The following is a 25,673-nucleotide window of genomic DNA, read 5'->3' as shown; positions in this document are numbered from 1 at the left end:
CTCAAGCCTCGGCACGGCTCAGGCAGCTGTCGACGAACGCGACAAGCGGCGCGACGTGCGTCTCCGGCCGGTCCCACCGGTTCTCCAGGTTCTCCGCGAGGTGGTGGGTGGCGACGACCCGGCCCGCCCGGTGGTGGCGGACGACCGGATGCAGGTAGGCCGCGTCGTGGGCCTGACCGGGGACGTCCTGGGCGATCCGGCTGACGGTGATGTCGAACGGGTCCACCCGGTCGTGGTCGGGGCCGTACTCGAGGGTGACGACGAAGGCGTCCGTGTAGTCGTGGTCAGGGGTACGCAGGCCGGTGCGGGTGAAGTACTCGACCGGCACCTCGTCGTGGTAGCGCGCGTCGGACCCGGCCACAGTGACCACGTCGCCGAGGAAGCCGAACTGCTGCCACAGGGCCGACGTGCGGTTGACGCGCGCGACGACGGCGTCGGCGATCACCTCGCCGGTCGCGTCCAGCTTCTCCGCCGGCCACGGCGTGTCCCCGTACCGTCGCTCCAGGATCCGGTGCAGCGCCCGGACGGCGTACCGGAAACCGTGGATGAAGCCGCTCGTGGAGCGCTTGAAGTCCCGTTCCTGGCTGATCGTGCCGGCGAAGTAGAGGCCGGGGACGTTCACCGACTCCCACGCCGGGGTCTGCGCCGGGAAGCGGTCCCTGATCGCGAGCGCCGGCCGGCAGGTGTCCTCGAAGACGGACGCGTCGAAGGCGAACCCGGTGCAGACGAGCACCCGGTCGTACCGCAGTTCCTTGACCACCTCGTCGGCGCGGGAGAAGGAGAACGTCACCGTGTAGCCGGCGTCGTCGCGCTCGATACGTCTGACCTCGCCGTCGAGGATCGCGTTCGCCGACTTCAGCTGGTACGTGTCGAGGAAGTTGTTGTTCACCGCGCGCAGGTGACCCACGTAGTGCGTACGCCAGGCCATCCGCACCGAACTCGGCCCGGCGACGTGGATCAGTGTGGTGGTCTCCATCAGGTTGTCGGCGGTCTCGAACGCGGAGTTCCCCTTGCCGATGATCAGCACCTTCTGGTCGAGGTAGTCGCGCGGGTCGACGGACATGTCCGCGTACTGCTCGGCGAGTTCGAGCCCGGGGATCTGCGGCAGGTACGGCCGGGAGACGCCGGTGGCGACGATCAGCCGCCGCGCCCGGAAGACCTCCTCCCCCGCCCGGACCTCGAACACCCCGTCGGCCTTGCCGATCGACGTCACCCGGGTGCCGTACCGGACCCGTGCCCCCGTCTTCGCGGCGAAGTCCGCCAGGTAGCGGAGCATCACGTCGGCGTCCGGGAAGTACCGCTCGGTGTAGCCGGTGAAACGCAGCGCCGGGTCGTCGCTGAGCAGCGAGTTCCAGTCCAGCCGCAGGTTCAGCTCCGGGTCGTCCGAGCCGGTGTGCGGCTTGTTGATGGAGATCAGTTGCCGGTGGCGGGGATAGGTGGCGAAGAACGCCCCCGGGACGTCCGCCTGTTCCAGGACCAGATAGTCGCGCCTGCCGTCGGCCTCCAGCAGAGCCGCGAGTTGCAGGCCCGCCGGCCCGGCCCCGACGATCAGATAGTCAAGCGTCATGTGCGCCCACCCTCAGGGAAGAGAAACGGAGAGATCCGCGATCACGTCGGCCGCGCGCCGCACGTCACCGTCCAGCGGCCGGTCCGGATCGACCGGCGGTACGACAGCGGCCAGCGCCGCGAGCGCCTCGGCGCAGCCGGACGCGGTCGGCGTACGCGCGCCCACGTAGGCGGCCTGGCGCAGCCCCAGCGCGAGCGACCCGACGACGAGGTGCAGCAGCCGGGCCTGGTCCAGTGCCCGCAACGCGGCCTGGGTGCCGAGCGGGACGACGTCCTGGTTGTGCAGGTTCGTCGGCACGCTCTGCATGCTCGCGGGCATGGTGTCCCGGCGGATCTCGGTGATCAGCGCGGTGGCCGCCAGCTGCACCCCCTGGAGCCCGTGCTGCTGTCCCGGGCCGGCGGCCAGCATCGGCGGCAGGCCGCCGTTGCGGTTCGGGTCGACGAGCAGGTCGAGTTGTCGTTCGGCGAGGTTGCCGACCTGCGCGACGACCATCGACAGCATGTCGGCGGCGAACGCGGCCGGCTGCCCGAAGAAGTTGCCGCCGTGCACCACCAGGTCGTCGCCGGGGAAGAACAGCGGGTTGTCGGTGACACTGGCGAGGTCGGCCGCGACCACGGCGTCGACGTAGCGCAGGGCGTCCTCGGCCGCACCGAGCAGTTGCGGCGTGCAGCGGATGCTGTACGGCTCCTGCAACGGACGCGCGCCGGACGCGACGAGGCCGGCGCTGACCCGTCGCATCCGCTCGCCCACGTCGATCGCGCCCGGATGGCCGTACGCGCCCAGCAGCCGGGCGTCGAGGAACTGCGTGTCGCTGCCGAGCAGATCGGCGAGCAGGCAGGTGAGCACCTGGACCGCCCGGTGTGCGGCGCGGGCCGCGTCCAGCGCCAGCGCCGTCGCCGCCGTGGTCAGGGATGTGCCGTTGACCAGGGCGAGAGCGTCCCGGCCGTCCAGCGGCAACGGCTCCAGGCCGGCCAGCGTCAACGCCTCGCCCGCCGGCATCCGCACCCCGTCCAGGTAGGCGTGCCCCCGGCCGCGCAACGCCTGCGCCGCGGCGCCCAGCGGGATCAGGTCACCGCTGGCGCCGACCGAGCCCAGCCGGGGCATCGCGGGGACGAACGTGGTCGCGAGCATCGCCGCGAGGGCGTCGATCACGTGCGGGGAGACCCCCGACGCGCCCCGGGCCAGCGACGCGGCCCGCAGCAGCACTGTCGCGCGGACCACGTCCGGATCGATGTCCGGGCCCTGGCCGGCGCCGAGGTGGGCGAGCGTGTTGTCGGCCTGGTCGCGCAGGTCGGGGCGGCCCGCGTACCCCACCAGGGCGCCGAAGCCGGTGGTGGCGCCGTACACCGCGCGGTCCTCGCCGAGCACCGCGGACAGGAACGTGCGGGCGGCGGTGACCCGGCCCCGGACCTGCGGCCCGGCCACGACCTTGATCGGGTCGCGGGCGGCGCGGAGGTCGGCGATCCGCAGTGGGACATCGAGGTCCACCTCTGTCGTCATGGGATCGCACCCTAGAGACGAATTCTCAGAACGCTCTGAGATCGAGTCGCTACGTTGCGGCGCATGACGCTCGACTATCTGATCATCGGAGCCGGACCGGCCGGGTTGCAGCTCGCTCACCTGCTCGAGCGCGACGGCCACGACTACCTGGTCCTGGAGGCCGGCCCGGCGCCGGGCACGTTCTTCGCCACCTACCCCCGGCACCGGCAGCTCATCTCGATCAACAAGGTCTGGACCGGCTCCGACGACCCGGAGTTCAACCTGCGCGCGGACTGGAACTCACTGCTCACCGACGATCCGGCGCTGCTGTTCAAGAACTACAGCCGGCGCTACTTCCCGGACGCCGCGGACATGGTGCGCTACCTCGCCGACGTCGCCCGCGGCCTGCGGATCAGGTACGGCACCCGGGTCACCCGGGTCGCGCGCGACGGCGACCTGTTCACCGTCGACGCCGGCGACGACACGCTCACCGCCCGCCGGGTGGTAGTCGCCACCGGCGTGTCCCAGCTGTACGTGCCGCCGATCGAGGGCGCCGAACTCGCCGAACGGTACGACACGGTCAGCGTCGACCCGGACGACTTCACCGACCAGCGCGTCCTCATCATCGGCAAGGGCAACTCCGCATTCGAGACCGCCGACGCGCTCGTCGAGACGGCAGCCGTCATCCACGTCGCCGGCCCGCACTCGATCAAGCTGGCGTGGCAGACGCACTACGTCGGGCACCTGCGCGCGGTGAACAACAACTTCCTCGACACGTACCAGCTCAAGTCGCAGAACGCGGTCCTCGACGGCACCGTCGAGCGAATCGTCCGGCGCGACGACGACGGCGGCTACCGGATCGACTTCCGCTACGCCCGCACCGTCGAGGCGATCCGGCGGATCGACTACGACCGAGTCATCCTCTGCACCGGTTTCCGGTTCGACGCGGGCATCTTCGACCCGTCCGCCCGGCCGCGGCTCGTCATCAACGACCGCTTTCCCGAGCAGACCTCGGCGTACGAGTCGGTGAACGTACCGGGACTCTACTTCGCCGGCACGCTCACCCAGCAGCGCGACTTCAAGCGCTCGACGAACGGGTTCATCCACGGCTTCCGGTACGGCGTACGCGCCCTGCACCGGATCCTCGGCGCCCGCCACCACGACACGCCGTGGCCGACCACGCCGCTGGAGCTCACCCCGGAGGCGATCGCGGACGCGATCATCGCGCGGATCAACCGCACCTCGGCGCTGTGGCAGCAGTTCGCCGTCCTCGGTGACGTCGTCGTCGTCTCCGGCGACACCGCGCGCTACCACGAGGAGGTGCCCGTCGCGTACGTGCACGACGGCGGGCTGGGCCCGGAACCGTTCGCGTTCGTGGTCACCCTGGAGTACGGGCCGGACCACGACCAGGTCGACCCGTTCGACATCACGGTGCCGCGGATCGCCGAGAACGACGCGGCGCACGCGCACGACGCGAGCTACCTGCACCCGGTCGTCCGGGTCCATCGTGGCGGGAAGGTCGTCGCGGCGCACCACCTCGCGGAGAACCTGGAGAACCACTGGAACCTGCCGGACGTGCACCACCAGCCGCTCGTGCTCTTCGTCAAGGGCGTCCTCTCCGATGCCGGCTGAGGTCTGGCCCCAGCCCGTGCTGGACCTGCTCGCCGCCGGTGACGACCGGCCGGTCTTCGAGGAGGGCGACCGGACGGTCACGACCGCCCAGATGTACCGGCTGGTCCGTCGCATCGCCGCCGGGCTCCGCGCCGCCGGGGCCGGGCCCGGTGTCGGGGTGGCGCTGCGGCTCGGTGTCACAGCTGAAGCGTTCGCGGCGATCATCGCGGCCTTCGCGGTGGGCGCCCGGGTCTCCGGGATCCGCCCCGACCTGGGCCCGGCGCACCGCGCCTGGCAGCTCGGCGGCACCACGCTGCTGGTCGACGACGCCCGGGTCGCCGAACTGGCGCGCACCCCCGACGACGGACGACCGCTGATCGCCGCCGGGCACCCGGACGACGTCGCCCGGATCATCTGGACCAGCGGCAGCACCGGCAGCCCGAAGGGCTGCGCCCAGACGTACGCGGCGATGAGCGCGGCCTGGACGCCGTACCCCGATCGCTGGCCGCCGGCGGTCGCGGACCTCGCCACCCGGCTCCAGCGGTATCTCGTCTTCGGTTCGCTGAGCAGCCAGGTGATGCTGGAGTACGGCATCCTCACCCTGGCCGCGGGCGGCACCCTGGTCGCGGCCCGGCCCCCTGGCTTCCCCGGCATGATCGCCCGGCACCGGGCGACCGCGAGCGTGATCACCGTGGGCAAGCTGTACCAGCTCGTGCGGGACCAGCGCACCGACCCGGTCGACCTGAGCAGCCTGCGGGCCCTGCTGGTCTCCGGTTCCCCGCTCGCACCGGGCCGGCTCGCCGAGGCGCTCGACGTGCTCGGGCCCGTCGTCTTCCACGGCTACGGCCAGACCGAGACCGGCATGATCACGATGGTGACGCCGGCCGAGATGCTGGCGTACCCGGCCGCGCTCGCCTCGGTCGGCCGGCCTCCCCCGGTGACGGCGCTGTCCATCCGGGACGCCGAGGGCCGTCCCGCCACCGAGGGGGAACTGTTCGTCCGCACACCGGCGCAGGCCACCGCGTACTGGAACGATCCGGCCGAGAGCGCCGAGGTGTTCGCCGACGGCTGGGTCCGCACCCGCGACCTGGCCCGGCTCGACGGCGACGGCTACCTGCACCTGCTCGGCCGGATCCGGGACGTCGTCATCGTGCAGGCCAACCTGGTGTACGCGGGCCCGATCGAGCGGGTCCTCGCCGCCGATCCCACAGTCGCCGAGGCGTACGTCGTCGGCCGTCCCGACGACGTCACCGGGGAGGCGGTGCACGCCTACGTGGTGCCCGCCGCCGGTTGCGTGCCTGATGCCGGGCGGCTGCGCGCGGTGGTGGCGGAGGCGCTGGGCGAGGCGTCGGTCCCGCAGGCGATCCAGCCGATCGAGCGGGTGCCGACGGCACCGAGCGGAAAGCCGGACAAGCGCGCGCTGATCAGGTGAACCACCGATGGCCTAGCATCCGTGCATGGCCGTACTCGACGAGGCAGCGCAGCGTACCCGCACCCGGCTGCGGGGCACCGCCGTCGGATTCGCCGCCCTGTGGTCCGTCGCCCTCACCGCGTTCGCGGGCGTCAACCTCTGGATCGGGCTGCGGAACCGGCCGTATCTGCTGCAGTACGGCAGCGACGCGGGTGACCGGTTCGGGACCAACGTCATGGTGCTGCTGTCGTGGCTCGGCATCGTCGCCACGGTCGGCCTCGCCACGTGGGTCACCGCGCTGATGGTGCTGACGCAGACCCCCGGCATGCACAGAGGGCTGCGAACCCGGGTCCGCGTGGCATCGGCCGTGGTGCTCGTCGGCACTCCAGTGGTCACCGTCGCCGCGCTCGTCCTCGCGTACGCGCTGATCGTGCCGCGGATCTATTCGGGCGTGCAGTTCTGAAGCCCGCGGTTCCGTCCGCCTCCGGGAACGAGGACGTGACGGGTTCCGGTCCGCATTCGGCCCGGCGAAACCGGAACCGCGCCGCTCGGCCACGACGTTGATCAGGCCGACGCTCTACTATCAGCTCCTAGTAGTTCCCCTAGGATGGCGACCGCATCAGGTCGGAGCGATGGGCGCCGGGTCCATGTCTCCCTGACGAAGGGGATCAGTGGTGCCTCTCCCGCGGCGTCATCGGTCGCCGACGCGTCGCGTGGCGCGGTGGCTGCTGCTCGTGTGGCTGGCGTGCTGTCCCGCCGTGTTCGTGGTGCTCGGGTTCGCCTCGCCCGCCGCCGCGCACTTCAAGCTGCTCAAGGTCGTACCGGCGGACGGCGCCCGCGTGGACGGCACGGTCACGGAGATCCGGCTGACGTTCAGCGCCCCCGGCACGCCCACCGCGACCGGCTTCAAGCTCTCCCGCGAGGGTGCTGCCGTTCCGGTGACCACGCACACCCCCGACGGGGGCCGTACGTGGCTGGTCCACCCCTCCGCCGCCTTGCCCGACGGGAAGTTCACGCTGCGCTGGAGCGTGGCCGCCCCGGACGCCCATCCGCTGACCGGCGATGTGACGTTCACAGTGGTCCCGGCCGACGCGCCAGCGGGCGCGACCGTCGCCCCCCGGCCCACGGCCGGTTCGCACGGGCACACCGGTCACGGCGGACCGGCCGTTCCGTCGGCGTCGCCGCCGGCCCACTCCGGCGGGCACGCGGTGGGCCACACCGCCGACGCCGGCCAGGGTCCGGTGCGGTTCGTCGGCACGGCGGGGCGCTGGCTGTCCTACGGGGCGATCCTGCTGGGCGTGGGTGGTCTCGTCTTCGCGCTGACCACACTGGTGGGTACACGCAGCGACATCCGGCTGGTCCAGGTCTGGGTACGCATCGCCGGGCTGACGGTGGTGGCCGGCGTGCTGCTCGAACTGGCGGCGCTGGCGGCCGTGTTCGGCGGGGGCGGTCTCGCCTCGGCGGTCAGCACGCAGGCGCTGACCGCGCTCGGCCGTACGCCGGTCGCCGCCGGACTGGGTCTGCGGTTCGCCGGCGCGGCCGGGCTGCTCGTGGCCGGTTCCCTGGAGGCGGCGCTGATCCGGGGCAGGCACGCGGTCGGGCGGCACGCCGTGGTGACGGTCGCCGCGATCCCGACCGCCCCTCGCCCTCTTGTCGTGCCGCCCACCGGCGACGTGAGCGGCGACGAGGCGCAGCGGGTCCGCGCGCGAGCGGTCCGGCCGGTGCTCCTCGGCGTCACGGTGGCGCTGCTGCTCGGTTCGTTCCTGTTCGACGGGCACACCGTCACCGCCGGGCCACGGGCGGTCGTCGTGGCGGCGGACGTGGCGCACACCGTCGCCGCGGCGGTGTGGGTCGGCGGCGTTCTGCTCCTGGCGGCGCTGCTGCTGGGCCGTGCGCGCCTCGGTGTGCCGACGGGCGCCGCCGAGATGGCGGTGCGCTTCTCCGTCCCGGCCACCGCGGCGGTGACGCTCACCGGCGTCGCCGGTGCCGCGCTGACGCTGACGATCCTGGACCGGCCCGGTCACCTGGTGAGCACCGGATGGGGCCAGGTGCTCCTGGTCAAGGTCGCGCTGGTGGCGGTCGTCGCCGTCGTCGGGCTCTACAACAGCAGGCGGGTGGTGCCCCGGCTGGACCACCCGACCCCGGAGGGCATGCGTCGCCTGCGCCGCACGGTGCTGGCGGAGGCGGTGCTGATGGTCGCCGTCCTGCTGGCCACCGCGGTCCTGGTCAACACCGGCATGTAGACCCGGGCCCGCGCGACCGGGGCGGCCCCGGGGTCTACAGGCAGAACAGGATGCCGGTGACCACGCCGGCGCCCAGCGGGGCGACCAGGGCGGTCGAGGCGAGCAGGGCGCGGGCGAGCAGGTTGCGGCGGTGCGGGCGGCGTCCCTGGAGGCGCTGCAGCCGGATCGCCACGTCGGCGCCGGCCATCGACAGCGCCGACGGCGGGCGCGGCGCGCCGGCGAACGTCAGCAACGCGTCGCGTACGGCAGTCGGGCCGCATTCGCGGACGGCGGCGGCGTCGGCGCGCAGTTCGACGAGCAGGCGCACTGCTGCGGGCGCCTGGCGGGTCAGGGGCAGCCACGGTACGGCGGCGGCGAGCCCTTCCACGGCGGCCACCAGGAGATGGTGGCGCTCCCGCAGGTGTGCCCGCTCGTGGCTGAGCACCGCGGCGAGCTGGTCCGCCGGCAGGTCACCGGCGGCGCTGGCCAGGACCGTGAGCCCGCCGGACCCGCCGAGGCTGTAGGCCATCGGGGTCGGGTGCGGGATCCACAGCACCGGCGCCTCGCCGGGCTCCGGCGGGCCGCCGGCGAGCGTGAGCAGGTCGGCGTGGACGCGGCGAGCACGGTGGGCGCGCATCGCCAGGCGGGTACTCGTCACCGTGAACCGGGCGAGCACGGCCAGCAGGAGCAGCGCTCCGGTCGCCCCGACGATCTCGTCGACGGCGGGCGGCCGGCTGGGTTGTGCCCAGTGCCAGCAGATGCGGGCGAGGTCGTGCAGCGCCCACTGCCGGGTGCTGCCCGGCGCGAGGAGCATCACGGTGGCGAGGACGAAGGTGCCGAGCACCGCGACGATCAGGCCGAGCCAGCCGAGCAGCATCGCGACGGGGTCGGCGACGTGCCGGAAGCACAGCCGCAACGCGGCGGGGCCACACCAGGCGACCAGCGCCGCGCCGGCGACGAGGGCGAGCGCGAGGCTCACGCCCCGGACTCCCGCTCGTCGAGGACCTGCCGCAGGATGTGCAGCTCGTGGTCGGAGGCGGACCGGGCGAAGTGAAGCAGCACCAGGTCGGGGTGGGTGCTCGTCTCGACGACCCGGCGCAGTGTCCGCGCGATGATCTCCTCGCGGGTGCCGGCGGCCCGGTAGCGGTAGGCCTTGCCGTCCTTCTCGCGTACGGCCCAGCCCTTGCGGTGCAGGTTGTCCAGCACGGTGAGCACCGTCGTGTACGCCAGGACCCGGTCGGTGGTCACCGCGTCGAGGACGTCACGCACGAGCACGGGCTCGGGGGCACGCCACAGGACGTCCATCACCGCCGATTCGAGTCTGCCCAGTTCCGCCACGTGCTCTCCCTTCGTGCCGGTCAGGGTACGTCAGGTGTCGTGGCGGTGCGGCCGGTCCCGAAGCCGGGACCGGCCGCGCCCGGTCGCCTACAGGCGGTCGAGGATCTTCTGCAGGGTCTGCACCTCGGCGGCCTGGTCCGAGGCGATCCTGGCGGCCAGCGCCTTGGCCTCGGGGTTGCTCCCGTCGGCCTGCTCGGTCCTGGCCATGTCGATGGCGCCCTTGTGGTGGGCGATCATCATCTCGGCGAACATCTTGTCGAACGCGGGGCCCTTCGCCGCGGCGAGGTCCCTCATCTGCTGCTCGGACATCATGCCGGGCATCCCCGCGTCCATCCCCGGCATGCCGTGCCCGGGCGTGGCGCTCATGCCGGGCATGCTGTGGTCGCTGGGCAGGTCCGTGGGCTTGCCCCAGGCCGTGAGCCACCCCTTCATGGTGGCGATCTCCGGATCCTGCGCCGCCTTGATCTTCGCGGCCAGGTCCTTCAGTTCGCTGTCGCTCGCGCGCGTCGGGGCCAGGTCGGCCATCGTCACCGCCTGCTGGTGGTGCGGGATCATCATCTGGGCGAACATCACGTCCGCGTCGTTTACTGTGGCGTCCGCGGAGGCCGAAGCGCCCGCCGCGGAACTGCTGCCGGTGCCGTGCGTCATGCCGCCGGTGTCGTCAGCGCCGCCGCAGGCGGCGGTCGCGAGCAGGGCGGTCAGGGCGACGCCCGCGAGGGCGGCGCGGCGCAGGATGGTCGGTTTCATCGGTACGTGGTCCTTGTCGTGAGGTGTGCCGGAACGGAGTCGTCGGGTCCGGGCGAGACGCCGGACCGTGTTCTCCTCACGTGCGCAGGACCGTGACGGCTCGCAGGAGCAGCCCGATGCGCCGGCGGGGTGGACCCCGGTCCGGGCGGGGCCCGCGGGACCGAGGGCCGGCCGGCGTGCCGGTGCCGCGGCGGGGCCGCCACAGCAGGGACAGGGCGCCGAGGACGAGCGCGCCGCCCAGCACCGCCAGGCACACGGTGAACACGTGCGTCCCGTCGTGGCGTCCGGGCGAGCTGTCGTCTCCGTGTGCGGCGCCGGGCGCGGCGGCGATCTCGCGGGCGGCGTCGGCGGCGTGGCCGGTGCTCCCGTGTACGGCGCTCGCGTGGGCGGCGTCGGGTCCGGCCGGGTGGCCGAAGGTGTGCATGCCGAACACCCCGAACGTCACGGCGACGAACAGCGCCAGCCGCAGCAGCGGGTGAGCGCGTCCCATCCCATGCCCTCCGCACGTCCGGCCCGGCGCGTGGCGTCCACCTCGACAACCAGCGTCTACTACAGGCGCATAGTAGATGGGGTATCACGGCGGCCGGGCACGGGGAGGGCGAACGCGCACAACGCGCCGCGCGGGAACGACTACGTGACGCGGTAGGCGGTGTAGCGCACCCGGTCGGCCTCACGGATCGCCGACGCGACGAAGACGCACTGCTCCAGCACGGCCAGCGCGGGCACCGACGTCTCCAGTCGTACGCCCAGCCGGAAGTAGTACTCGGCGGGGTCGACCGCGTCGCCGCGCAGCAACGCCTCAAGGACCTCCGGGCGGCCGCTGCGGACGCCGAACGTGCGGAGGTAGACGTGACCGCCGTCGGCGGTGCGCGCCGAATAGCGCGTGTCGATCTCGATCGCGCCGTCGGGGCGGACCAGCTGCCAGTCGGCGCCGCCGGGAAGGATGTCGGCCTCGACGAGGCCGGTGACCCGGCCGCCGACGACAGGCACCACGCGGCGGTGGCCCGCGCGGGTCACCCCGTGGTCCTCCAGCGCGCCGAGCCGGACCTCCACCTCGAACGCGGCCTCCAGGCCGGGAACCGCCGGGTCGCGGCCGACGTGTCGGCGCGTACTCATGGGGTGTCCTTGGTCTGCGCGAGGGCGTCGCGGAGGCGTTCCAGCGCGGGCACCGCGGCGGCGAGGGCCGCGCGGTCCGCCGCCGGAAGGGTGGCCGCGGCGCGGGCGACCAGGTCTCCGCTCGCGAGGTCGAAGCGGTCGAACAGGTCGAGGGCCTTCGGGGTGGCGAGGACGTCGACGTGGCGGTGGTTGCCGGGGCGGGGGCGGCGCTCGACGAGACCGTTGCCCTCCATCGTGGTCAGCAGGTTGCTGACCGTCGAGCGGCTCAGGCGGAGTCGTTCGGCCAGCTCGCCGGGGCCGGACACGGTGCCCCGGGGCAGGGCCCGCACGATCTCGATCTGCGCGTCCGGGATCTCCGGCAGGTGCTCGGCGGCGCGGGCGGCGGCGAGCAGCGTGCGGCGCAGCGGCGAGATCACCGACGCCAGTCGCGCCGCGTCCAGCTCGGCCGGCTCCGGGCCGGTCACGGCAGGACACCGGAGAAGACAGTCGGCGTGAGGGAGGCCCGTTCGTTGAGGTCGGCGGGCAGGAAGCCGGCCGCCTTCTTGTAGCCGGTGGCGATCTCGGTGAGCTCCTCCGGCGGGATGACGTCGTGGACGTGGTCGAACCCGTCCGGCGCGCGCTCATGGGCGAGCACCATCACCTGTTCCGGGCCCTGCCGCCTGTTGCTCAGCACGAGCGCGGTGGTCGCCGGCCGCCGGTCCGCCTCGTAGGCGTCGAGCGCCGCCCGGACCGTCGGCGCGGTGGCGAGGTGGAAGGCGAGGGTACGCGCATCGAGGATCACCTGCGACGCGCCGTTGGAACCGTTCGGGTACATCGGGTGCGCCGCGTCGCCGAGCAGCGTCGTGTTCCCGTGGGTCCAGGTGCCGATCGGGTCGCGGTCCACCATGGGGTATTCGAGGATCTCGTCGGCGGCGGCGAGCAGTTCCGGCACGTCGAGCCACGGGAAACGCCAGTTCGCGAAGAGGGCGACGACCGGCGCGGGGTCGACGGTCCGGTTCCAGTCCGCGTTGGGCCCGGCGAAACCGGGCCCGCGCCGCTCGGCGACGACGTTGATCAAACCGGCGCCGATCGGGTACGCGACGAACTTCTGTTCCGCGTCCCCCGCCATGATCATGGTTCGCCCGTCCAGGAATCCGGGTGCCCGGGCCGTGCCCCGCCACAGCGTCAGCCCGTTCCAGATCGGCGGCCCCTCGCCGGGATGGTGTTGCCCGCGCAACGCGGAGTGGATGCCGTCCGCTCCGACGATCAGGTCGCCCGCGACGCTCACCTCCCCCGCCCCCGTCTCGAAGTGCGCGACGCCGTCGCGGACGCCGACGAGCCGGTGCCCGGTGCGTACCGCGTCGGGCCCCAGCCGTTCCCGCACCACGTCGAGCAGTTCCATCTGGAACCGGCCGCGGTGCACCGATAGCTGCGGCCAGCGGTATCCGGCGTCCAGTCCGCGCGGTTCGCTCCAGATCTGCTGACCGTGCCGGTTGTAGTAGGCAAGCGTGCCGGGGGCGGCCCCCAGCCTTTCCACGCGGTCGCCGAGGCCCAATTCGGTCAGCTCGCGGACGGCGTGCGGGAGCAGATTTATCCCGACGCCGAGTGGGCGCAGCACGTCGGCCCGCTCGTAGACGGTGATCTCACGGAAGCCGGCCCGGTGCAGGCTGAGAGCGGTGGTGAGGCCACCGATCCCCGCGCCCACGATCACGATCGCCAAGTCGTCGCTCCCTCCGCCACCGGACCACCAACCGCACAGTTTGGTCACAAAATCGTCACTCGTCAAGACGTATTCACATCGAGTTCCGACCACTCGTCCCGCAATGCGATTCGCCTTATCGGAATTCTTGACAATCAATCACCTCTGCATGACGCTGATCGACGCGGTCGGATGGTTCACCTCACCTCACCGGCCCCCAATCCTCCGGATGCACCAGCGCTTCGCACGGAAGGGCTCGTCCATGAAGAAGGTCACCGCCCTCGCTGTTCTCGCCGGCGTCGCGATCGCCCTGACCGGTTGCACGGACTCCGACGCCACCGATCCGTCTCCCGGAGCGAGCGGCGACCTGCGCAAGGTCCGCGTGGCCGCGTTGCCGATCAGCGAGACCGCCGCGCTGTGGGGCGGCATCAAGGCGGGCATCTTCCGGGAGCAGGGGCTCGACGTGGAGGTCGTGCCCGCGCAGGGCGGCGCACAGGCCATCCCGGCGCTACTAAACGGCGACATCGACTTCGCCATCGGTCAGCCGTTCGGCCCGTTCCGCGCCGACCTGCAGAACCTCGGTGTGGTGATCATCGGAAACTACGCGTCGTCCTACGCCGACGGTGACGACATCAACGCCGTGGTGGCGTCGGCGAAGTCGGGCATCACCCGGCCCGCCCAGCTCGCCGGGCGCAAGGTGTCGGTGAACAGCCTGGGCGCCGCCGGCGACGTCACGATCATGGCGGCGGTCGAGAAGGACGGCGGCGATCCCGCGAAGGTCAAGTTCGTCGAGGTGGCCTTCCCGGACGCGCCGGCCCAGCTCGCGGCCGGCAACATCGACGCCGCCTGGGTGACCGAGCCGTTCATCACCCAGATGCGCAAGCGCGGTGACGTCCTCGTGGTCGCCCCGTACCAGGCCACCGTCCCCGGGCTCACCACCCTGACGACGATCACGTCGAGCAAGCTGAAGGACTCCGACGCCGCCCTGGTCGCGGACTTCTCGGCGGCGATGAAGAAGACGCTCACCTGGGCCAAGGATCCGGCCAACGAGAAGGACCTGCGTCAGGCCATCAAGGACAATCTCGAACTACCGGAGGCGGTGGCGGACTCCGTGCGGCTCCCGGCGTTCGGGTGGGAGCTCGACCGGGCCGGCCTGGAGCAACTGGCGACGCTCGCCCAGAAGTACCGCGTCCTCGACCGGCGACCCGACTTCGACCGCCTCATCCAGCAGCAGTAGCCGGCCGATGCGCAAGATCCTGCTGGGCGCCGCGGGCCTGCTGGGGTTCCTCGTCGTCTGGCAACTGATCCCGACCCTGGGACTGGTCGACCCGCACTACCTGCCGTACGCCACCGACGTGTTCGGGCGGTTGGCCCAGGAGGTCCGCGACCTGGCGTTCTGGCGGCGGGTCCGGCTCACCATGACCTCGTGGGCGATCGGCCTGGCGGTGGCGACGCTCGCCGCGGTCGCGCTGGGGACAGTGATCGGGATGGTGCCGTTCCTGCGCCGCGCGACGCACACGACAGTCGAGTTCCTGCGGCCGGTGCCGTCGGTCGCGCTGATCCCCCTCGCCGTGCTGATGTTCGGCCTGCAGATGCGCGCCGCGCTCGTCATCATCGTCTACGCGGCGTTCTGGCAGGTGTTCGTGCAGGTGATCTACGGCGTCGCCGACGTCGACACCGTCGCCCGGGACACCGCGCGCAGTTTCGGCCTCACCCGCGCCGAGCGTCTGCGATACCTCGTCCTGCCGACCGCGCTGCCGTACCTGATGACCGGCGTGCGTCTCGGCGCGGCGGTCGCGCTCATCCTGGCCGTCACCGCGGAGATGGTGATCGGCAACCCCGGCCTCGGGCGCATGATCGAACTCTCCCGCTCCGCCGGGGACGCGGTCGGCCTGTACGGCCTCGTCGTGGTCACCGGGATGCTCGGGCTGCTGGTGAACGTCGTGTTCCGCTTCGTCGAACGGCGCTCGCTGGCCTGGCACCAGTCGGTGCTCGCGGACGAGGCGACCCGGTGACCGGCCCCGGCGCGGGCCGGGCCCGCCCTCGCGATCTGGGCATCCGGGTCGCCGAGAACGTCCTGTTCGCAGTCGGGCTTCCCGTCCTGACCGTGGCGCTCTGGGCCGCCTGGTCCACCCGGTCGACGAACCGTTTCCTCGTCGGCCCCGGCACGCTCCTCGACGCGTTCCGGCAGACCTGGATCGGCCCGGCGTTCGTCGACGACGTCCTGCCCAGCCTGTACCGGCTCCTGATCGGACTGTTCGCGTCGATCCTGCTCGGCGTCGCCGCCGGCGTCGTCATCGGCCGGATCCGCCCGCTGCGCGAGATGCTCGAACCGCTGCTGGAGTTCTTCCGGGCGATTCCGCCACCCGTGCTGATCCCGGTCGCGATGCTGCTGCTCGGCATCACCGACACCATGAAGGTCGTCGTCATCACCTCCGGCGCGATCTGGCCGATCCTGCTGAACACGATCGAAGGCGTCCGGGCGACCGACAGCGTGATGACGGAGACCGCGTACTCGTTCCGGATCTCCCGGTGGGACCGGCTGTGGCGGCTGACCCTCCCGGCGGCGAGCCCGCGCATCATGACCGGCGTACGGCAGGCGCTCTCGGTGGCCCTGATCCTCATGGTGATCTCGGAGATGTTCGCGTCGTCGGCAGGGCTCGGCTACCGGATCGCCTACTTCCAGCGGAACTACCTCATCGCCGAGATGTGGAGCGGGATCCTGCTGCTCGGCCTCATCGGCGTCGTCCTCGCCGTGGTCTTCGGTGTCGTCGAACGCCGCGTCCTGCGCTGGTACCACGGAATGAAGGAGGTGACCCGTGGCTGACGGGCGTCCCCTGCTGAGGGTCGAGCACCTGCGGAAGGTCTACGCCTCCGGCCGGGGTGAGGTCGAGGCGATCGGGGACATCAGCTTCACCATGAACCCCGGCGAGCTGCTGTGCGTCGTCGGTCCCTCGGGCTGCGGGAAGACCACGCTCCTGAAATGCCTCGCCGGGCTGCTCCGCCCCACCAGCGGCCTCGTCGAGATGGAGGGGGCGCCGGTGACCGGCCCGAGCCCGGCGATGGCGGTGGTCTTCCAGGAGTACGGCCGCAGCCTCTACCCGTGGCTGACGGTCCGCGGCAACGTGGAGCTTCCGCTCCGCCACAAGAAGCTCTCCCGCGCCGAACGCGCCCGGACGGTCGCCGACGCCCTCGACGCGGTCGGGCTGCCGCAGTCGGCGCGCAGCCATCCGTGGCAGCTCTCCGGCGGGATGCAGCAGCGGGTGGCGATCGCACGCGCCATCGCGTACCAGCCGGACGTGCTCATCATGGACGAGCCGTTCGCCGCCGTGGACGCGCAGACCCGCGCCGATCTGGAGGACCTCGTCCGCGAACTGCACCTGACCCGTGGCATCTCCACCGTGTTCGTGACGCACGACATCGACGAGTCGGTGTACCTGGGCCAGCGCGTGCTCGTCCTGTCGAACTCGCCGACCCGGGTGCAGGAGGACCTCGTCATCGACCTCCCCCGGGAACGCGACCAGCTCACCACCCGGGCCCTGCCCCGGTTCACCGAGCTGCGGACCCACGTCTACGAGCAGATCCAGCGGGCCAAGCGCGGGCCGGTGGTCCCGTCCTCGCGGGTCCACCGGCCGTAGTCGCATCGATCACCGCGGATCTAGGTTCGAGGTGACGGACCGGTGGAGGGCGGAAGCATGATCGGAACCCTGGTGGAGAACGGTCTCACGGCGTTGGCCCGCTACGACTCCTACGGCCAGGAACAGATCGACGAGATCGTGAAGAAGGCGTCGGTGGCCGCGCTCGGCCGGCACGCCGAACTCGCGATGCTGGCGGTCGAGGAGACCGGCCGCGGCGTGTTCGAGGACAAGGCGGTGAAGAACATCTTCGCCTGCGAGCACGTCACCAACCACATGGCCGACATCCGTACCGTCGGGGTGATCGCGCAGGACGACATCACCGGCATCACCCAGATCGCCGAGCCGGTGGGCGTGGTGGCCGCCGTGACGCCCGTGACGAACCCGACCTCGACCACCATCTTCAAGGCGCTGCTGGCCCTCAAGACCCGCAATCCGGTGATCTTCGCCTTCCACCCGGCGGCGCAGCGCTGCAGCGCGGAGGCGGCCCGCACGGTCCGCGACGCCGCCGTCGCCGCCGGGGCGCCGGAGCACTGCATCCAGTGGATCGACGAGCCGTCGGTGGCCGCGACGAACGAGCTGATGCGGCATCCCGCCGTCTCGGTGGTCCTGGCGACCGGCGGCAACGCGATGGTCCGGGCCGCCTACTCCACCGGCAAACCGGCGCTCGGTGTCGGCGCCGGCAACGTCCCCGCGTACATCGAGGCGTCGGCCGACGTGGCCCGCGCGGTGAACGACGTGGTGCTGTCGAAGGCGTTCGACAACGGCATGATCTGCGCCTCCGAGCAGGCCGTCATCATCGACGACCCGATCCGGCCGGCCGCCCTCGCCGAGTTCCGGCGACTGCACGCCCACATCGCGACACCGGAGGAGAAGTCGCTGCTGGAGAAGCTGCTCTTCGGCTCCGGGAAGCTCAACCCGGACGTGGTCGGGCAGCCGGTGACCTGGATCGCCGAACACGCCGGATTCCCGGTCGCCCCGGACACCTCGATCATCCTGGTCCCGGTCGACCGGGTCGGCCCGGCCGAGCCGCTGACCCGGGAGAAGCTCTGCCCGGTGCTCGCCCTGCTGCCCGCCACCGGTCACGACCAGGCCTTCGGGTACGCCGAGCAGATGGTCGAGTTCGACGGCCTGGGTCACAGCGCCGTCATCCACACGCGGGACGCCGACCTGGCCGAGGCGTACGGCCGCCGGGTCAAGGCCGTCCGGATCATCTGGAACGCGCCGGCCTCGCAGGGCGGCATCGGCGACATGTACAACGCCTTCCTGCCGTCGCTGACGCTGGGCTGCGGAAGCTACGGCCACAACTCGGTGTCGCACAACGTCACGGCTGTCGACCTCATCAACATCAAGCGGGTGGCCCGGCGGACGAACAACCTGCAGTGGTTCAAAGTTCCGCCGAAGATCTACTTCGAGCCGAACGCGATCCGCTACCTCGCCGACATGCCCGACGTGCACCGGGTCACCGTGGTTACCGACCACACCATGACCAGACTGGGGTACGTGGACCGCGTGTTGTCCGTGCTGCACCGCCGCCGCGAGCAGGTGGCCCTGCAGATCATCGACGACGTCGAGCCGGAGCCCAGCGTGCGTACCGTCGACCGGGGCGCCGAGTCGATGCGCTCGTTCCGCCCGGACACCATCATCGCGCTCGGCGGGGGTTCGGCGATGGACGCCGCCAAGGTGATGTGGCTGCGCTACGAGCACCCCGAGGTGGTCTTCGCCGATCTGCGGGAGAAGTTCTTCGACATCCGCAAACGTGCCTTCAAGTTCCCCACCCTCGGCGCGCTGGCCCAGCTCGTCTGCATCCCGACCACCTCCGGCACCGGAGCCGAGGTCACCCCGTTCGCGGTCATCACCGACACCGCGTCGGGCAAGAAGTACCCGCTCGCCGACTACGCCCTCACGCCGAGCGTGGCGATCGTCGACCCGGTCCTGGCCGCCGACCTGCCGGCGGTGGTCACCGCGGACAGCGGCTTCGACGCGCTGACCCACGCGATCGAGTCGTACGTGTCCGTCTACGCCAACGACTTCACCGACGGGCTGGCCCTGCATGCCGTCCGGCTCATCTTCGGCAACCTCGCCCGGGCCGTCCACCAGGGCGCCGCCGATCCGGTGGCCCGCGAGAAGATGCACAACGCCGGGACGATCGCCGGCATGGCGTTCGGCAGCGCCTTCCTCGGCATCGTGCACGCCATGTCGCACACCCTGGGTGCCACCTTTCACGTCGCACACGGGCGCACCAACGCGATCCTGCTCCCGCACGTCATCAGGTACAACGGCACCGTGCCGAGCAAGCTCACCGGCTGGCCCCGGTACGAGACCTACCGGGCGCCGCAACGCTTCGCCGACATCGCCCGTACCCTCGGGCTCCCCGCGGCGACCGACGCCGAAGCGGTCGAAGCTCTGGCCACGGCGATCGAGCGCCTGCGCGACGAGGTCGGCATCGAGCCGTCGTTCGCGGCGGTCGGCGTGGACGAGCAGGCCTTCCTCGCGGCGCTGCCGCAGCAGGCGCTGAACGCGTACGAGGACCAGTGCGCGCCGGCGAACCCCCGGATGCCGATGCTCGACGACATGCAGGAACTGATGCGCGCCGCCTACTACGGACCGGCGACCGCCGGCTGATCCCGGCGGTGACCGCCGCCTCGCCCAGGAGGGGCCCGGCGGTGCGCGACGGCCGCCGGCGAGGGCCGAAGGTCCCTCGGCTTCCGGCCCGCGGCCCCCCGTGGCCGGGCGCCGCCGGGCCTAGGCTAGGTCCGGACAAGACGAGATCAGTGGAAGGGAAGCACGGTGACCGCGGTCGAATCCGAACTCCGTACGCTCGCCGAACTCGACGACACCGAACTCGCCCGTCTGGACGCGTGGTGGCGGGCGAACAACTACCTGACCATCGGTCAGATCTACCTGCAGGGCAACCCACTGCTGCGCGAGCCCCTGGCGGCCGAGCACATCAAGCCGCGCCTGCTCGGCCACTGGGGAACCAGCCCCGGCCTGTCGCTGATCTACGCGCACGTCTCCCGGCTGATCCGGCGCACCGGCCAGCAGGCGATCTACCTGGCCGGTCCGGGTCACGGCGGGCCGGCACTGGTGGCCGCCGGCTACCTGGAGGGCACCTACAGCGAGATCTACCCGGACGTCAGCCAGGACGAGACCGGGATGCTGCGCCTGTTCCGGCAGTTCTCCAGCCCCGGCGGTATCCCGTCGCACGTGTCGGTGACCACCCCGGGTTCCATTCACGAGGGCGGTGAGCTGGGCTACGTCCTGGTCCACGCGTTCGGCGCGGTCATGGACAACCCGGACCTGCTGGCCATCGCGGTGGTGGGCGACGGCGAGGCCGAGACCGGGCCCCTGGAGGGTTCCTGGAAGGGCGTGTCCTTCCTCAACCCCGAGCGCGACGGCGCGGTCCTGCCGATCCTGCACCTCAACGACGCCAAGATCTCCGGGCCCACCGTGCTGGGGCGCAAGGACCCCGAGGAGGTACGCCACCTGCTGCGGGGCCACGGTTACGACGTCATCGAGGTCGAGGGCTCCGACCTGCCCGGCATGCACCACCGCTTCGCCGCCGCCCTGGCCACCGCCTGGACGAGGATCCGCGACATCCAGACCGCCGCCCGGGACGGCTCCTGGGACGGTACGCGTCCGACCTGGCCGCTGATCGTCCTGCGGTCGCCGAAGGGCTGGACCGGGCCGGACACCGTCGACGGGGTCACCGTCACCGGGACGTGGCGCTCCCACCAGGTGCCGCTGTCCGGCGTGAAGGACAATCCGGAGCACCTCGCGCTGCTGGAGCGCTGGCTCAGGTCGTACCGTCCGGAGGAACTGTTCGACTCCACCGGCGCGCCCGTGGCGCTGGTCCGGGACCAGGCCCCCGACGGCGACCTGCGGATGAGCGCCAGCCCGCACGCGAACGGCGGGCTGCTCACCCGGGACCTGGACCTGCCGGACTTCCGTTCCTACGCGATCGAGGTGTCCCAGCCGGCGCAGCAGCGGGCCGAGTCGACGCGCAAGCTGGGCGAGATGATGCGCGACATCTACGCCCGCAACGCCGACCGGTTCCGGTTGTTCTGTCCGGACGAGACGAACAGCAACCGCCTCGGCGGCGTCTTCGACGTCTCCGACCGCGCCTTCATGGAGCGGGTGACGCCGGAGGACGTGGCGATCAGCCGCGACGGCCGGGTCATGGAGGTGCTCAGCGAGCACAACTGCCACGGTTGGCTGGAGGGCTACAACCTGACCGGCCGGCACGGCATGTTCGCCACCTACGAGGCATTCGCCATGGTCAGCGCCTCCCAGACGGTGCAGCACGGCAAGTGGCTACAGGAGGCCAAGCACCTGCCGTGGCGCGCGAAGGTGCCGAGCCTCAACGTGCTGCTCACCTCGACGGCGTGGCGCAACGACCACAACGGCTTCTCCCACCAGGGCCCGGGCCTGATCCAGGTGGTGCTCACCCAGCGCGGCGACGTCGCCCGGGTCTACCTGCCGCCGGACGCCAACACCCTGCTGTCGGTGGCCGACCACTGCTTCCGGTCGCGGTCGTACATCAACCTGATCGTCATCGACAAGCAGCCGCAGTTGCAGTACCTCTCGATGGACGAGGCGATCGAACACTGCGCGCGCGGGGCGGGGATCTGGGAGTGGGCCGGCACCGACGACGGCACCAGCGACCCCGACATCGTCCTCGCCTGCGCCGGCGACGTCGTCACCATGGAGACGGTCGCGGCGGCGCAGATCCTGCGCGACCGGCTGCCCGGTCTGAAGGTGCGCGTCGTCAACGTGGTCGACCTGATGACCCTGGTCCGGCCCAAGGACCACCCGCACGGCATGAGCGAGACCCTGTTCACCGAGCTGTTCACCGACGACGTCGACGTGGTCTTCTCCTTCCACGGCTACCCCGGCGCGATCCACCAGCTCGTCCACGGCCGCCCGGACGCGGACCGGTTCCGCGTGCGCGGCTTCATCGAGCAGGGCACGACCACCACCCCGTTCGACATGACGGTGCGCAACAAGGCGTCGCGGTACCACCTCGTGATGGACGCCATCAACAACGCCAAGCGGCTGCCGCGCGGTGCGGCGGACCTCAAGGCGTGGTGCCGCAGTCAGCTCGACCGCCACGAGGCGTACGTGGTGGAGCACCTGGAGGACATGCCCGAGGTCCGCGACTGGGCCCTGGGCGACTGGGCCGCACGCGGCTGAGTTCGACGGGGACGGTGGCGCCGGTCGGCGCCACCGTCCCCGTCCGCGCACGCGCGGGTCCGCCGTCAGAACACGCGTGTACGGCGTGGACCGGACGCGAGGCCCGCGATCGGGCCGACGGCGCCGTCCCGCCCGGGTTGCCGGGGCTCGCCCGTGAGGTCGACGTCCATCACGGCGGGGCTGCCGTCCGGCTCCTCGAACTCCGCGTCGGCGCACCGGACCCGTTCCAGGTCCCGGCCGGTGACCACACCGATGCGGGCCTCGTCGAACGCCTGCGGGAGGTCGGTGACGAGCCAGACCGCGTCGCCCTCGTCCACGACTGCCGCCGACGCGGCGCCCAGCACCAGTGGCTCGTGCTCACCCTCGAACGGCCGGGCCCCGGCGGCGTAGGCGTTCGCGCGGGCGTACACCGGTTGTCTCACCTCGACGTACTTCTGCTGGTCGCTCGGCGGCTGGTCGGCGAGGCGGGCCAGGTACTCGGCGAACGACGCCGGATGCCCGTCGTATCCGGCGGTGCCGGCCAGCGGCGGCCCTTCGCCCTCCGCGCCCGCACCGTAGGCCGCGCCCGGGTCGCCGCCCAGGAAGAGGTTCCCCACGTACCTGTCGTCGCCGCCGTAGATCACCGCGTAGCCGGCCACCTGGGTGCTGTGCGGCAGGTGGTACGGCGTCGCGCGGTCCAGCACCGGCTCCAGCCGCACGGTGCCGCAGATCAGGTTGCAGACGAAGGCGCCGCCCTGGCTGAACAGCTCCAGCGCGGCGGGCGAGCCGAAGATGTTGTGCTCGACCAGGTAGGGGCCGTGGCTGACCTCGACGAAGAGGTCCCGGGAGTTGTCGTGGTAGACGTTGCGGGAGAGCCGGGTGCCCTGTGCCTGCCAGTCCAGCCAGGTGCCGAGCGAGCAGTCGTGGATCCGGTTGTGCCGGATCACCACGTCGATGGCGGCGTGCAGCTTGATGCCGGCGATCTCGTACCCGTAGAACTCGCGCTTCACGCCGATGCGGTGGATGTGGTTGTCCTCGATGGTGGAGAACGCGCATCCCAGGTGACCCACTATCGCGTTCTGGCCGCAGTCGTAGATCGTGTTGCGGCGGATCACGTGCGAGCCGATGTGCTCCCGGTCCCACCCGATCCGGCGGGCCGCGAAGACCGACTCCACCTGGTACTGGTAGCCCGGCTTGTCACCGCGCAGAGCCGAGAAGTTCCGCCCGGTCGACCCCTCCTTCCCGATCGAGATCGCCGCGCACTTGGCGTCGTGGATCACGTTGTCCTCGATGACCCATCCCTTCGCCCAGCCCGGCCCGATCAGTCCCGGCTGGTCGGCGGTCGGCGGCGCCCACGGGCTGGCCGCGTGCGCCAGCTCGAAGCCACGGACGGTGATGTGGTCCAGGTGCGGCTGGTCCGGGTAGAAGACGCTGCGGCGTACGTTGATCTCGACGAGTTCCGCGTTCGGGTCGGCACCCTGGAAGTTGGCCCAGATCGTCGTCCGCTCACCGACCTCGGCGTACCAGACGAGCCGGGTCCGGTCGGGATCGCCTACCGGACGGGGCAGCCTGGTCCAGTCGTCGACGACCTCGATGCGCCGGGGCGGATCGTCGACCTCCGCCCGGCTCCCCACCTCGAAGAAGCTCAGGCCGTTCAGGTAGACGTCGCCGAGGTGCCGCCGTGGCGCACCCGGGCGGTAGACGATCCAGTCGCCGGTCACCTCCTCGGCGAACGGGTTGAACGAGCCGAACACGGCGTTGTCGACGACCGCCCGCCACACGGTCCCGCCGAGCGGCTCCCAGCCGGTGACGCGTTCCGATCCCTTGATCACCACGTGCTCGCCGGGCGCCGCCTCGTAGGTGATGCGGCGGGAGTCGCTGAGACCGCCGTGGCGTGGCTTCACCCACTCGCGGTACTCCCCCGCGTGCACCACCACCGTGTCACCGGGCTGCGCTACGCCCGCCGCCCGGTTGATCGTCCGGAAGGGCCGCTCGGCGCAGCCGTCGGCGCGATCCGAACCGGTGATCGCCACATGGAACACGGATGCCATCCGGGGAGCCTCCTCGTCGACTGATGGAGATGTCTTCGGCGGCGCGTCCGCGCCCGTTCACGTCCATACCGGCAGGTCGATCGCGGACGGGTGGGCGCCGCCGTGGGAGATCTCCTGCTGCGCCCGTACGGTGGTGGTCGCGGTGGCGGCGGGTTCGCCGGTGCCGGGGTTGCGGGCGTAGCGCGGATGCGCTCCGGAGCTGACCTGCACGGCGATGCGGTGGCCGGCGGCGAAGCGGTGGAACGCCGGCCACAGCGGCACGTCCAACTCGACGAAACCGTCCTCACGAGGTCGCGGGTCGGTGGCCGCGGTGCCGACGCCGCCGATGCGGCGGATGCCGTCGCACACGCTAATCGAGCGGCCGTCGGGGTGCACGTCGCAGATCCGGACGAACACGTCCGCGCCGGCCGCCGTCGAGCGGAACCGGACCCGAGCGATCGGCTCCCCGGCGAGGACGACGGCGTGATCCAGCGGTGGACTGCCGAAGACGACCACGTCGCTACGGCGTTCGTGGGCGCTGTTGTCGACCGGCCCGCAGGACGGGCCCAGGCCGGGGCCACCGACCGCGGGTGTGGGCCGGTCGGGATCGTAGGTGTAGCGGGTGCCGCCGCCGTCGGGGACGGCCGGGTCGAGCAGTCCGGACCGGTGCAGGTACCACCGCCGCACGGCGGTGCCCGGCGGCGGCCACGCGGGCAGGTCGTGCCACTGGTCCGCGCCGGTCAGGAAGGCGCGCACGGGCGCGGGCCGGGCCGCCGGTACGCCGGCGAAGTGTTCCTTGAGGAACGCGATCGACTCGGCGAGGAACGGGCTCTGATCGCTGCGGTGGCCCCACGGGCCGATGGTCAGCCGGGGCGGGCGACCGGCCGCGACCAGTTGGGCGTAGGTGCGCAGCTGCCAGGGGAGGAACAGGTCGTACCAGCCGGTGGCCATGTAGACGGGCGCTGTCACGTCGGCACCGACGCGGTGTGCGACTGCCGGGTCCAGTAGTCGTCGGTGAGCTGCTCGTGCGTCAACCAGTCCTGGTACCAGCCGATCGGGTGGCCCGCCACGGTGGAGTCGCCGCGCGACAGCGGCAGGACGTCGAACGCTTCGGCCAGCTTCCGGTCCGGCCGCCGCGCGAGCCGCGCCCGGACCAGGGCGCCGCGCATGCCCCGCAGGGCCATCAGACGCGACCAGCCGAGCGAGCCGCCCAGCGAGAAGGCGCCATTGGTCCAGGTGACCGCGCCGAAGTCGGCCATCGTCACGTTCAGGCACAGGGCGTCAGGGGCGTTGGCGGGGTCGTCCCGGCACATCCGTCCCGCCACCGCCCACTGGGTGTAGCCGAGGTAGCTCTCGCCGTACGTCGCGACGGTGCCGGTGAACCAGTGCTGGCGGCGTACCCACCGGTGGGTGGCCATGCCGTCACGCTGCTCGTCGAGCTGGGGGCGGAAGCTGCCACCCGAGCCACCGGTACCGCGGCAGCTCTGCACCAGCACCGTGAACCCCTCGCCGGCCAGCGCCGGCGCGTCTGTGAGCGAGCCGTGCCGGCCGTACGGCGAGCGGACGACGATCGTGGGCAGCGGCGGTTCCACCGGGCCGGCGGGCAGGTAGAGGTCGGCGACCAGCTCGACGCCGTCGTCCATCGGCACCCGCAGCCCGCGCCGCAC

20 protein-coding genes and 1 pseudogene are annotated in these 25,673 nt (G+C 71.9%); 10 read left to right on the top strand and 11 right to left on the bottom strand.

All coding sequences use genetic code 11. The features are described from left to right. Position 1 precedes the first annotated feature (1 nt). Both O7546_RS10635 and O7546_RS10630 read right to left on the bottom strand, forming a co-directional pair. Positions 2–1,567 (bottom strand): FAD-dependent oxidoreductase, encoded by a 1,566-nt coding sequence (locus tag O7546_RS10635; RefSeq protein ID WP_194799897.1) that lies wholly within the window; start codon positions 1,565–1,567, stop codon positions 2–4. A 12-nt stretch (positions 1,568–1,579) separates the two neighbouring features. Next, positions 1,580–3,067: an aromatic amino acid ammonia-lyase gene (locus tag O7546_RS10630; protein ID WP_281600846.1), complete on the bottom strand. Its 1,488-nt coding sequence runs from the start codon at positions 3,065–3,067 to the stop codon at positions 1,580–1,582. Positions 3,068–3,130: 63 nt separating this feature from the next. Here O7546_RS10630 and O7546_RS10625 point away from each other — a divergent pair, with 63 nt between their 5' ends. The 4 genes from O7546_RS10625 (at position 3,131) to O7546_RS10610 (ending at position 8,311) form a co-directional block, all read left to right on the top strand. Beyond that, positions 3,131–4,678 carry an NAD(P)-binding domain-containing protein gene (locus O7546_RS10625; protein WP_281600845.1) on the top strand — a complete coding sequence of 516 codons (1,548 nt, stop codon included), beginning with the start codon at positions 3,131–3,133 and terminating at the stop codon, positions 4,676–4,678. Continuing rightward, positions 4,668–6,089 carry a fatty acid--CoA ligase family protein gene (locus tag O7546_RS10620; RefSeq protein WP_194799894.1) on the top strand — a complete coding sequence of 474 codons (1,422 nt, stop codon included), beginning with the start codon at positions 4,668–4,670 and terminating at the stop codon, positions 6,087–6,089. Before O7546_RS10625 ends, O7546_RS10620 begins: the two co-directional genes overlap by 11 nt. Before the next feature lie 25 nt (positions 6,090–6,114). Further along, complete coding sequence (locus O7546_RS10615; protein WP_194799893.1) at positions 6,115–6,531, top strand: hypothetical protein; 417 nt, start codon at positions 6,115–6,117, stop codon at positions 6,529–6,531. Between the two features lie 250 nt (positions 6,532–6,781). Further along, positions 6,782–8,311 carry a CopD family protein gene (locus tag O7546_RS10610; RefSeq protein ID WP_281600844.1) on the top strand — a complete coding sequence of 510 codons (1,530 nt, stop codon included), beginning with the start codon at positions 6,782–6,784 and terminating at the stop codon, positions 8,309–8,311. Between the two features lie 34 nt (positions 8,312–8,345). On the opposite strand, the gene O7546_RS10605 is transcribed toward O7546_RS10610, so the two are convergent. The 7 genes from O7546_RS10605 to O7546_RS10575 form a co-directional block, all read right to left on the bottom strand. Further along, positions 8,346–9,269 carry a M56 family metallopeptidase gene (locus O7546_RS10605; RefSeq protein ID WP_269696670.1) on the bottom strand — a complete coding sequence of 308 codons (924 nt, stop codon included), beginning with the start codon at positions 9,267–9,269 and terminating at the stop codon, positions 8,346–8,348. Beyond that, on the bottom strand, positions 9,266–9,628 hold the full coding sequence (locus O7546_RS10600) for a BlaI/MecI/CopY family transcriptional regulator (RefSeq protein WP_194799891.1): 363 nt from the start codon (positions 9,626–9,628) through the stop codon (positions 9,266–9,268). Before O7546_RS10600 ends, O7546_RS10605 begins: the two co-directional genes overlap by 4 nt. A gap of 87 nt (positions 9,629–9,715) precedes the next feature. Beyond that, positions 9,716–10,375 (bottom strand): DUF305 domain-containing protein, encoded by a 660-nt coding sequence (locus O7546_RS10595; protein WP_194799890.1) that lies wholly within the window; start codon positions 10,373–10,375, stop codon positions 9,716–9,718. 76 nt (positions 10,376–10,451) lie between these two features. Beyond that, positions 10,452–10,865, bottom strand: a complete 414-nt coding sequence (locus O7546_RS10590) for a DUF6153 family protein (protein WP_194799889.1) — start codon at positions 10,863–10,865, stop codon at positions 10,452–10,454. Between the two features lie 140 nt (positions 10,866–11,005). Next, positions 11,006–11,491, bottom strand: a complete 486-nt coding sequence (locus O7546_RS10585) for a DUF3237 domain-containing protein (RefSeq protein ID WP_281600843.1) — start codon at positions 11,489–11,491, stop codon at positions 11,006–11,008. Continuing rightward, positions 11,488–11,955, bottom strand: coding sequence for a MarR family transcriptional regulator (locus O7546_RS10580; protein ID WP_194799887.1), 468 nt, complete (start codon positions 11,953–11,955; stop codon positions 11,488–11,490). The genes O7546_RS10585 and O7546_RS10580 overlap by 4 nt, the downstream gene beginning before the upstream one ends. Beyond that, a complete protein-coding gene (locus O7546_RS10575; protein ID WP_281601153.1) occupies positions 11,952–13,181 on the bottom strand; it encodes a flavin-dependent oxidoreductase in 1,230 nt (409 codons plus the stop codon). Before O7546_RS10575 ends, O7546_RS10580 begins: the two co-directional genes overlap by 4 nt. 250 nt (positions 13,182–13,431) lie before the next feature. On the opposite strand from O7546_RS10575, the gene O7546_RS10570 reads away from it, so the two are divergent. The 6 genes from O7546_RS10570 to O7546_RS10545 all read left to right on the top strand — a co-directional run bounded on the left by O7546_RS10570 (position 13,432) and on the right by O7546_RS10545 (position 21,997). Beyond that, a complete protein-coding gene (locus O7546_RS10570; protein WP_194799885.1) occupies positions 13,432–14,406 on the top strand; it encodes an ABC transporter substrate-binding protein in 975 nt (324 codons plus the stop codon). Positions 14,407–14,413: 7 nt separating this feature from the next. Further along, positions 14,414–15,184 carry an ABC transporter permease gene (locus O7546_RS10565; protein ID WP_281600842.1) on the top strand — a complete coding sequence of 257 codons (771 nt, stop codon included), beginning with the start codon at positions 14,414–14,416 and terminating at the stop codon, positions 15,182–15,184. Beyond that, a complete protein-coding gene (locus tag O7546_RS10560; protein ID WP_281600841.1) occupies positions 15,181–15,996 on the top strand; it encodes an ABC transporter permease in 816 nt (271 codons plus the stop codon). Before O7546_RS10565 ends, O7546_RS10560 begins: the two co-directional genes overlap by 4 nt. After that, a complete protein-coding gene (locus O7546_RS10555) occupies positions 15,989–16,807 on the top strand; it encodes an ABC transporter ATP-binding protein (RefSeq protein ID WP_194799883.1) in 819 nt (272 codons plus the stop codon). Before O7546_RS10560 ends, O7546_RS10555 begins: the two co-directional genes overlap by 8 nt. Before the next feature lie 57 nt (positions 16,808–16,864). Further along, positions 16,865–19,429 carry a bifunctional acetaldehyde-CoA/alcohol dehydrogenase gene (adhE, locus tag O7546_RS10550; RefSeq protein ID WP_281600840.1) on the top strand — a complete coding sequence of 855 codons (2,565 nt, stop codon included), beginning with the start codon at positions 16,865–16,867 and terminating at the stop codon, positions 19,427–19,429. 165 nt (positions 19,430–19,594) lie between these two features. Beyond that, positions 19,595–21,997, top strand: a complete 2,403-nt coding sequence (locus O7546_RS10545; protein ID WP_194799881.1) for a phosphoketolase family protein — start codon at positions 19,595–19,597, stop codon at positions 21,995–21,997. A 65-nt stretch (positions 21,998–22,062) separates the two neighbouring features. Here O7546_RS10545 and O7546_RS10540 read toward each other — a convergent pair whose 3' ends face one another. Both O7546_RS10540 and O7546_RS30745 read right to left on the bottom strand, forming a co-directional pair. Further along, positions 22,063–24,027, bottom strand: a complete 1,965-nt coding sequence (locus tag O7546_RS10540) for a right-handed parallel beta-helix repeat-containing protein (RefSeq protein WP_194799880.1) — start codon at positions 24,025–24,027, stop codon at positions 22,063–22,065. 57 nt (positions 24,028–24,084) lie between these two features. After that, positions 24,085–25,649: pseudogene (locus O7546_RS30745) on the bottom strand (CocE/NonD family hydrolase). Positions 25,650–25,673: the final 24 nt, after the last annotated feature.

The sequence above is a fragment of the Micromonospora sp. WMMA1976 genome, from assembly GCF_027497335.1.
Lineage (GTDB): Bacteria > Actinomycetota > Actinomycetes > Mycobacteriales > Micromonosporaceae > Micromonospora > Micromonospora aurantiaca.
The sequence above is the reverse complement of the archived record's forward strand: the minus strand, read 5'-3'. Positions and strand labels throughout refer to the sequence as shown.

What these genes read in the sequence shown, in the direction of transcription:
- O7546_RS10570 (WP_194799885.1), top strand. Translation starts at nt 13,432, where the DNA reads ATGAAGAAGGTCACCGCCCTCGCTGTTCTCGCCGGCGTCGCGATCGCC.
- O7546_RS10590 (WP_194799889.1), bottom strand. Translation starts at nt 10,865, where the DNA reads ATGGGACGCGCTCACCCGCTGCTGCGGCTGGCGCTGTTCGTCGCCGTG.
- O7546_RS10585 (WP_281600843.1), bottom strand. Translation starts at nt 11,491, where the DNA reads ATGAGTACGCGCCGACACGTCGGCCGCGACCCGGCGGTTCCCGGCCTG.
- O7546_RS10620 (WP_194799894.1), top strand. Translation starts at nt 4,668, where the DNA reads ATGCCGGCTGAGGTCTGGCCCCAGCCCGTGCTGGACCTGCTCGCCGCC.
- O7546_RS10625 (WP_281600845.1), top strand. Translation starts at nt 3,131, where the DNA reads ATGACGCTCGACTATCTGATCATCGGAGCCGGACCGGCCGGGTTGCAG.
- O7546_RS10565 (WP_281600842.1), top strand. Translation starts at nt 14,414, where the DNA reads ATGCGCAAGATCCTGCTGGGCGCCGCGGGCCTGCTGGGGTTCCTCGTC.
- O7546_RS10540 (WP_194799880.1), bottom strand. Translation starts at nt 24,027, where the DNA reads ATGGCATCCGTGTTCCATGTGGCGATCACCGGTTCGGATCGCGCCGAC.
- O7546_RS10630 (WP_281600846.1), bottom strand. Translation starts at nt 3,067, where the DNA reads ATGACGACAGAGGTGGACCTCGATGTCCCACTGCGGATCGCCGACCTC.
- O7546_RS10635 (WP_194799897.1), bottom strand. Translation starts at nt 1,567, where the DNA reads ATGACGCTTGACTATCTGATCGTCGGGGCCGGGCCGGCGGGCCTGCAA.
- adhE (WP_281600840.1), top strand. Translation starts at nt 16,865, where the DNA reads ATGATCGGAACCCTGGTGGAGAACGGTCTCACGGCGTTGGCCCGCTAC.
- O7546_RS10595 (WP_194799890.1), bottom strand. Translation starts at nt 10,375, where the DNA reads ATGAAACCGACCATCCTGCGCCGCGCCGCCCTCGCGGGCGTCGCCCTG.
- O7546_RS10615 (WP_194799893.1), top strand. Translation starts at nt 6,115, where the DNA reads ATGGCCGTACTCGACGAGGCAGCGCAGCGTACCCGCACCCGGCTGCGG.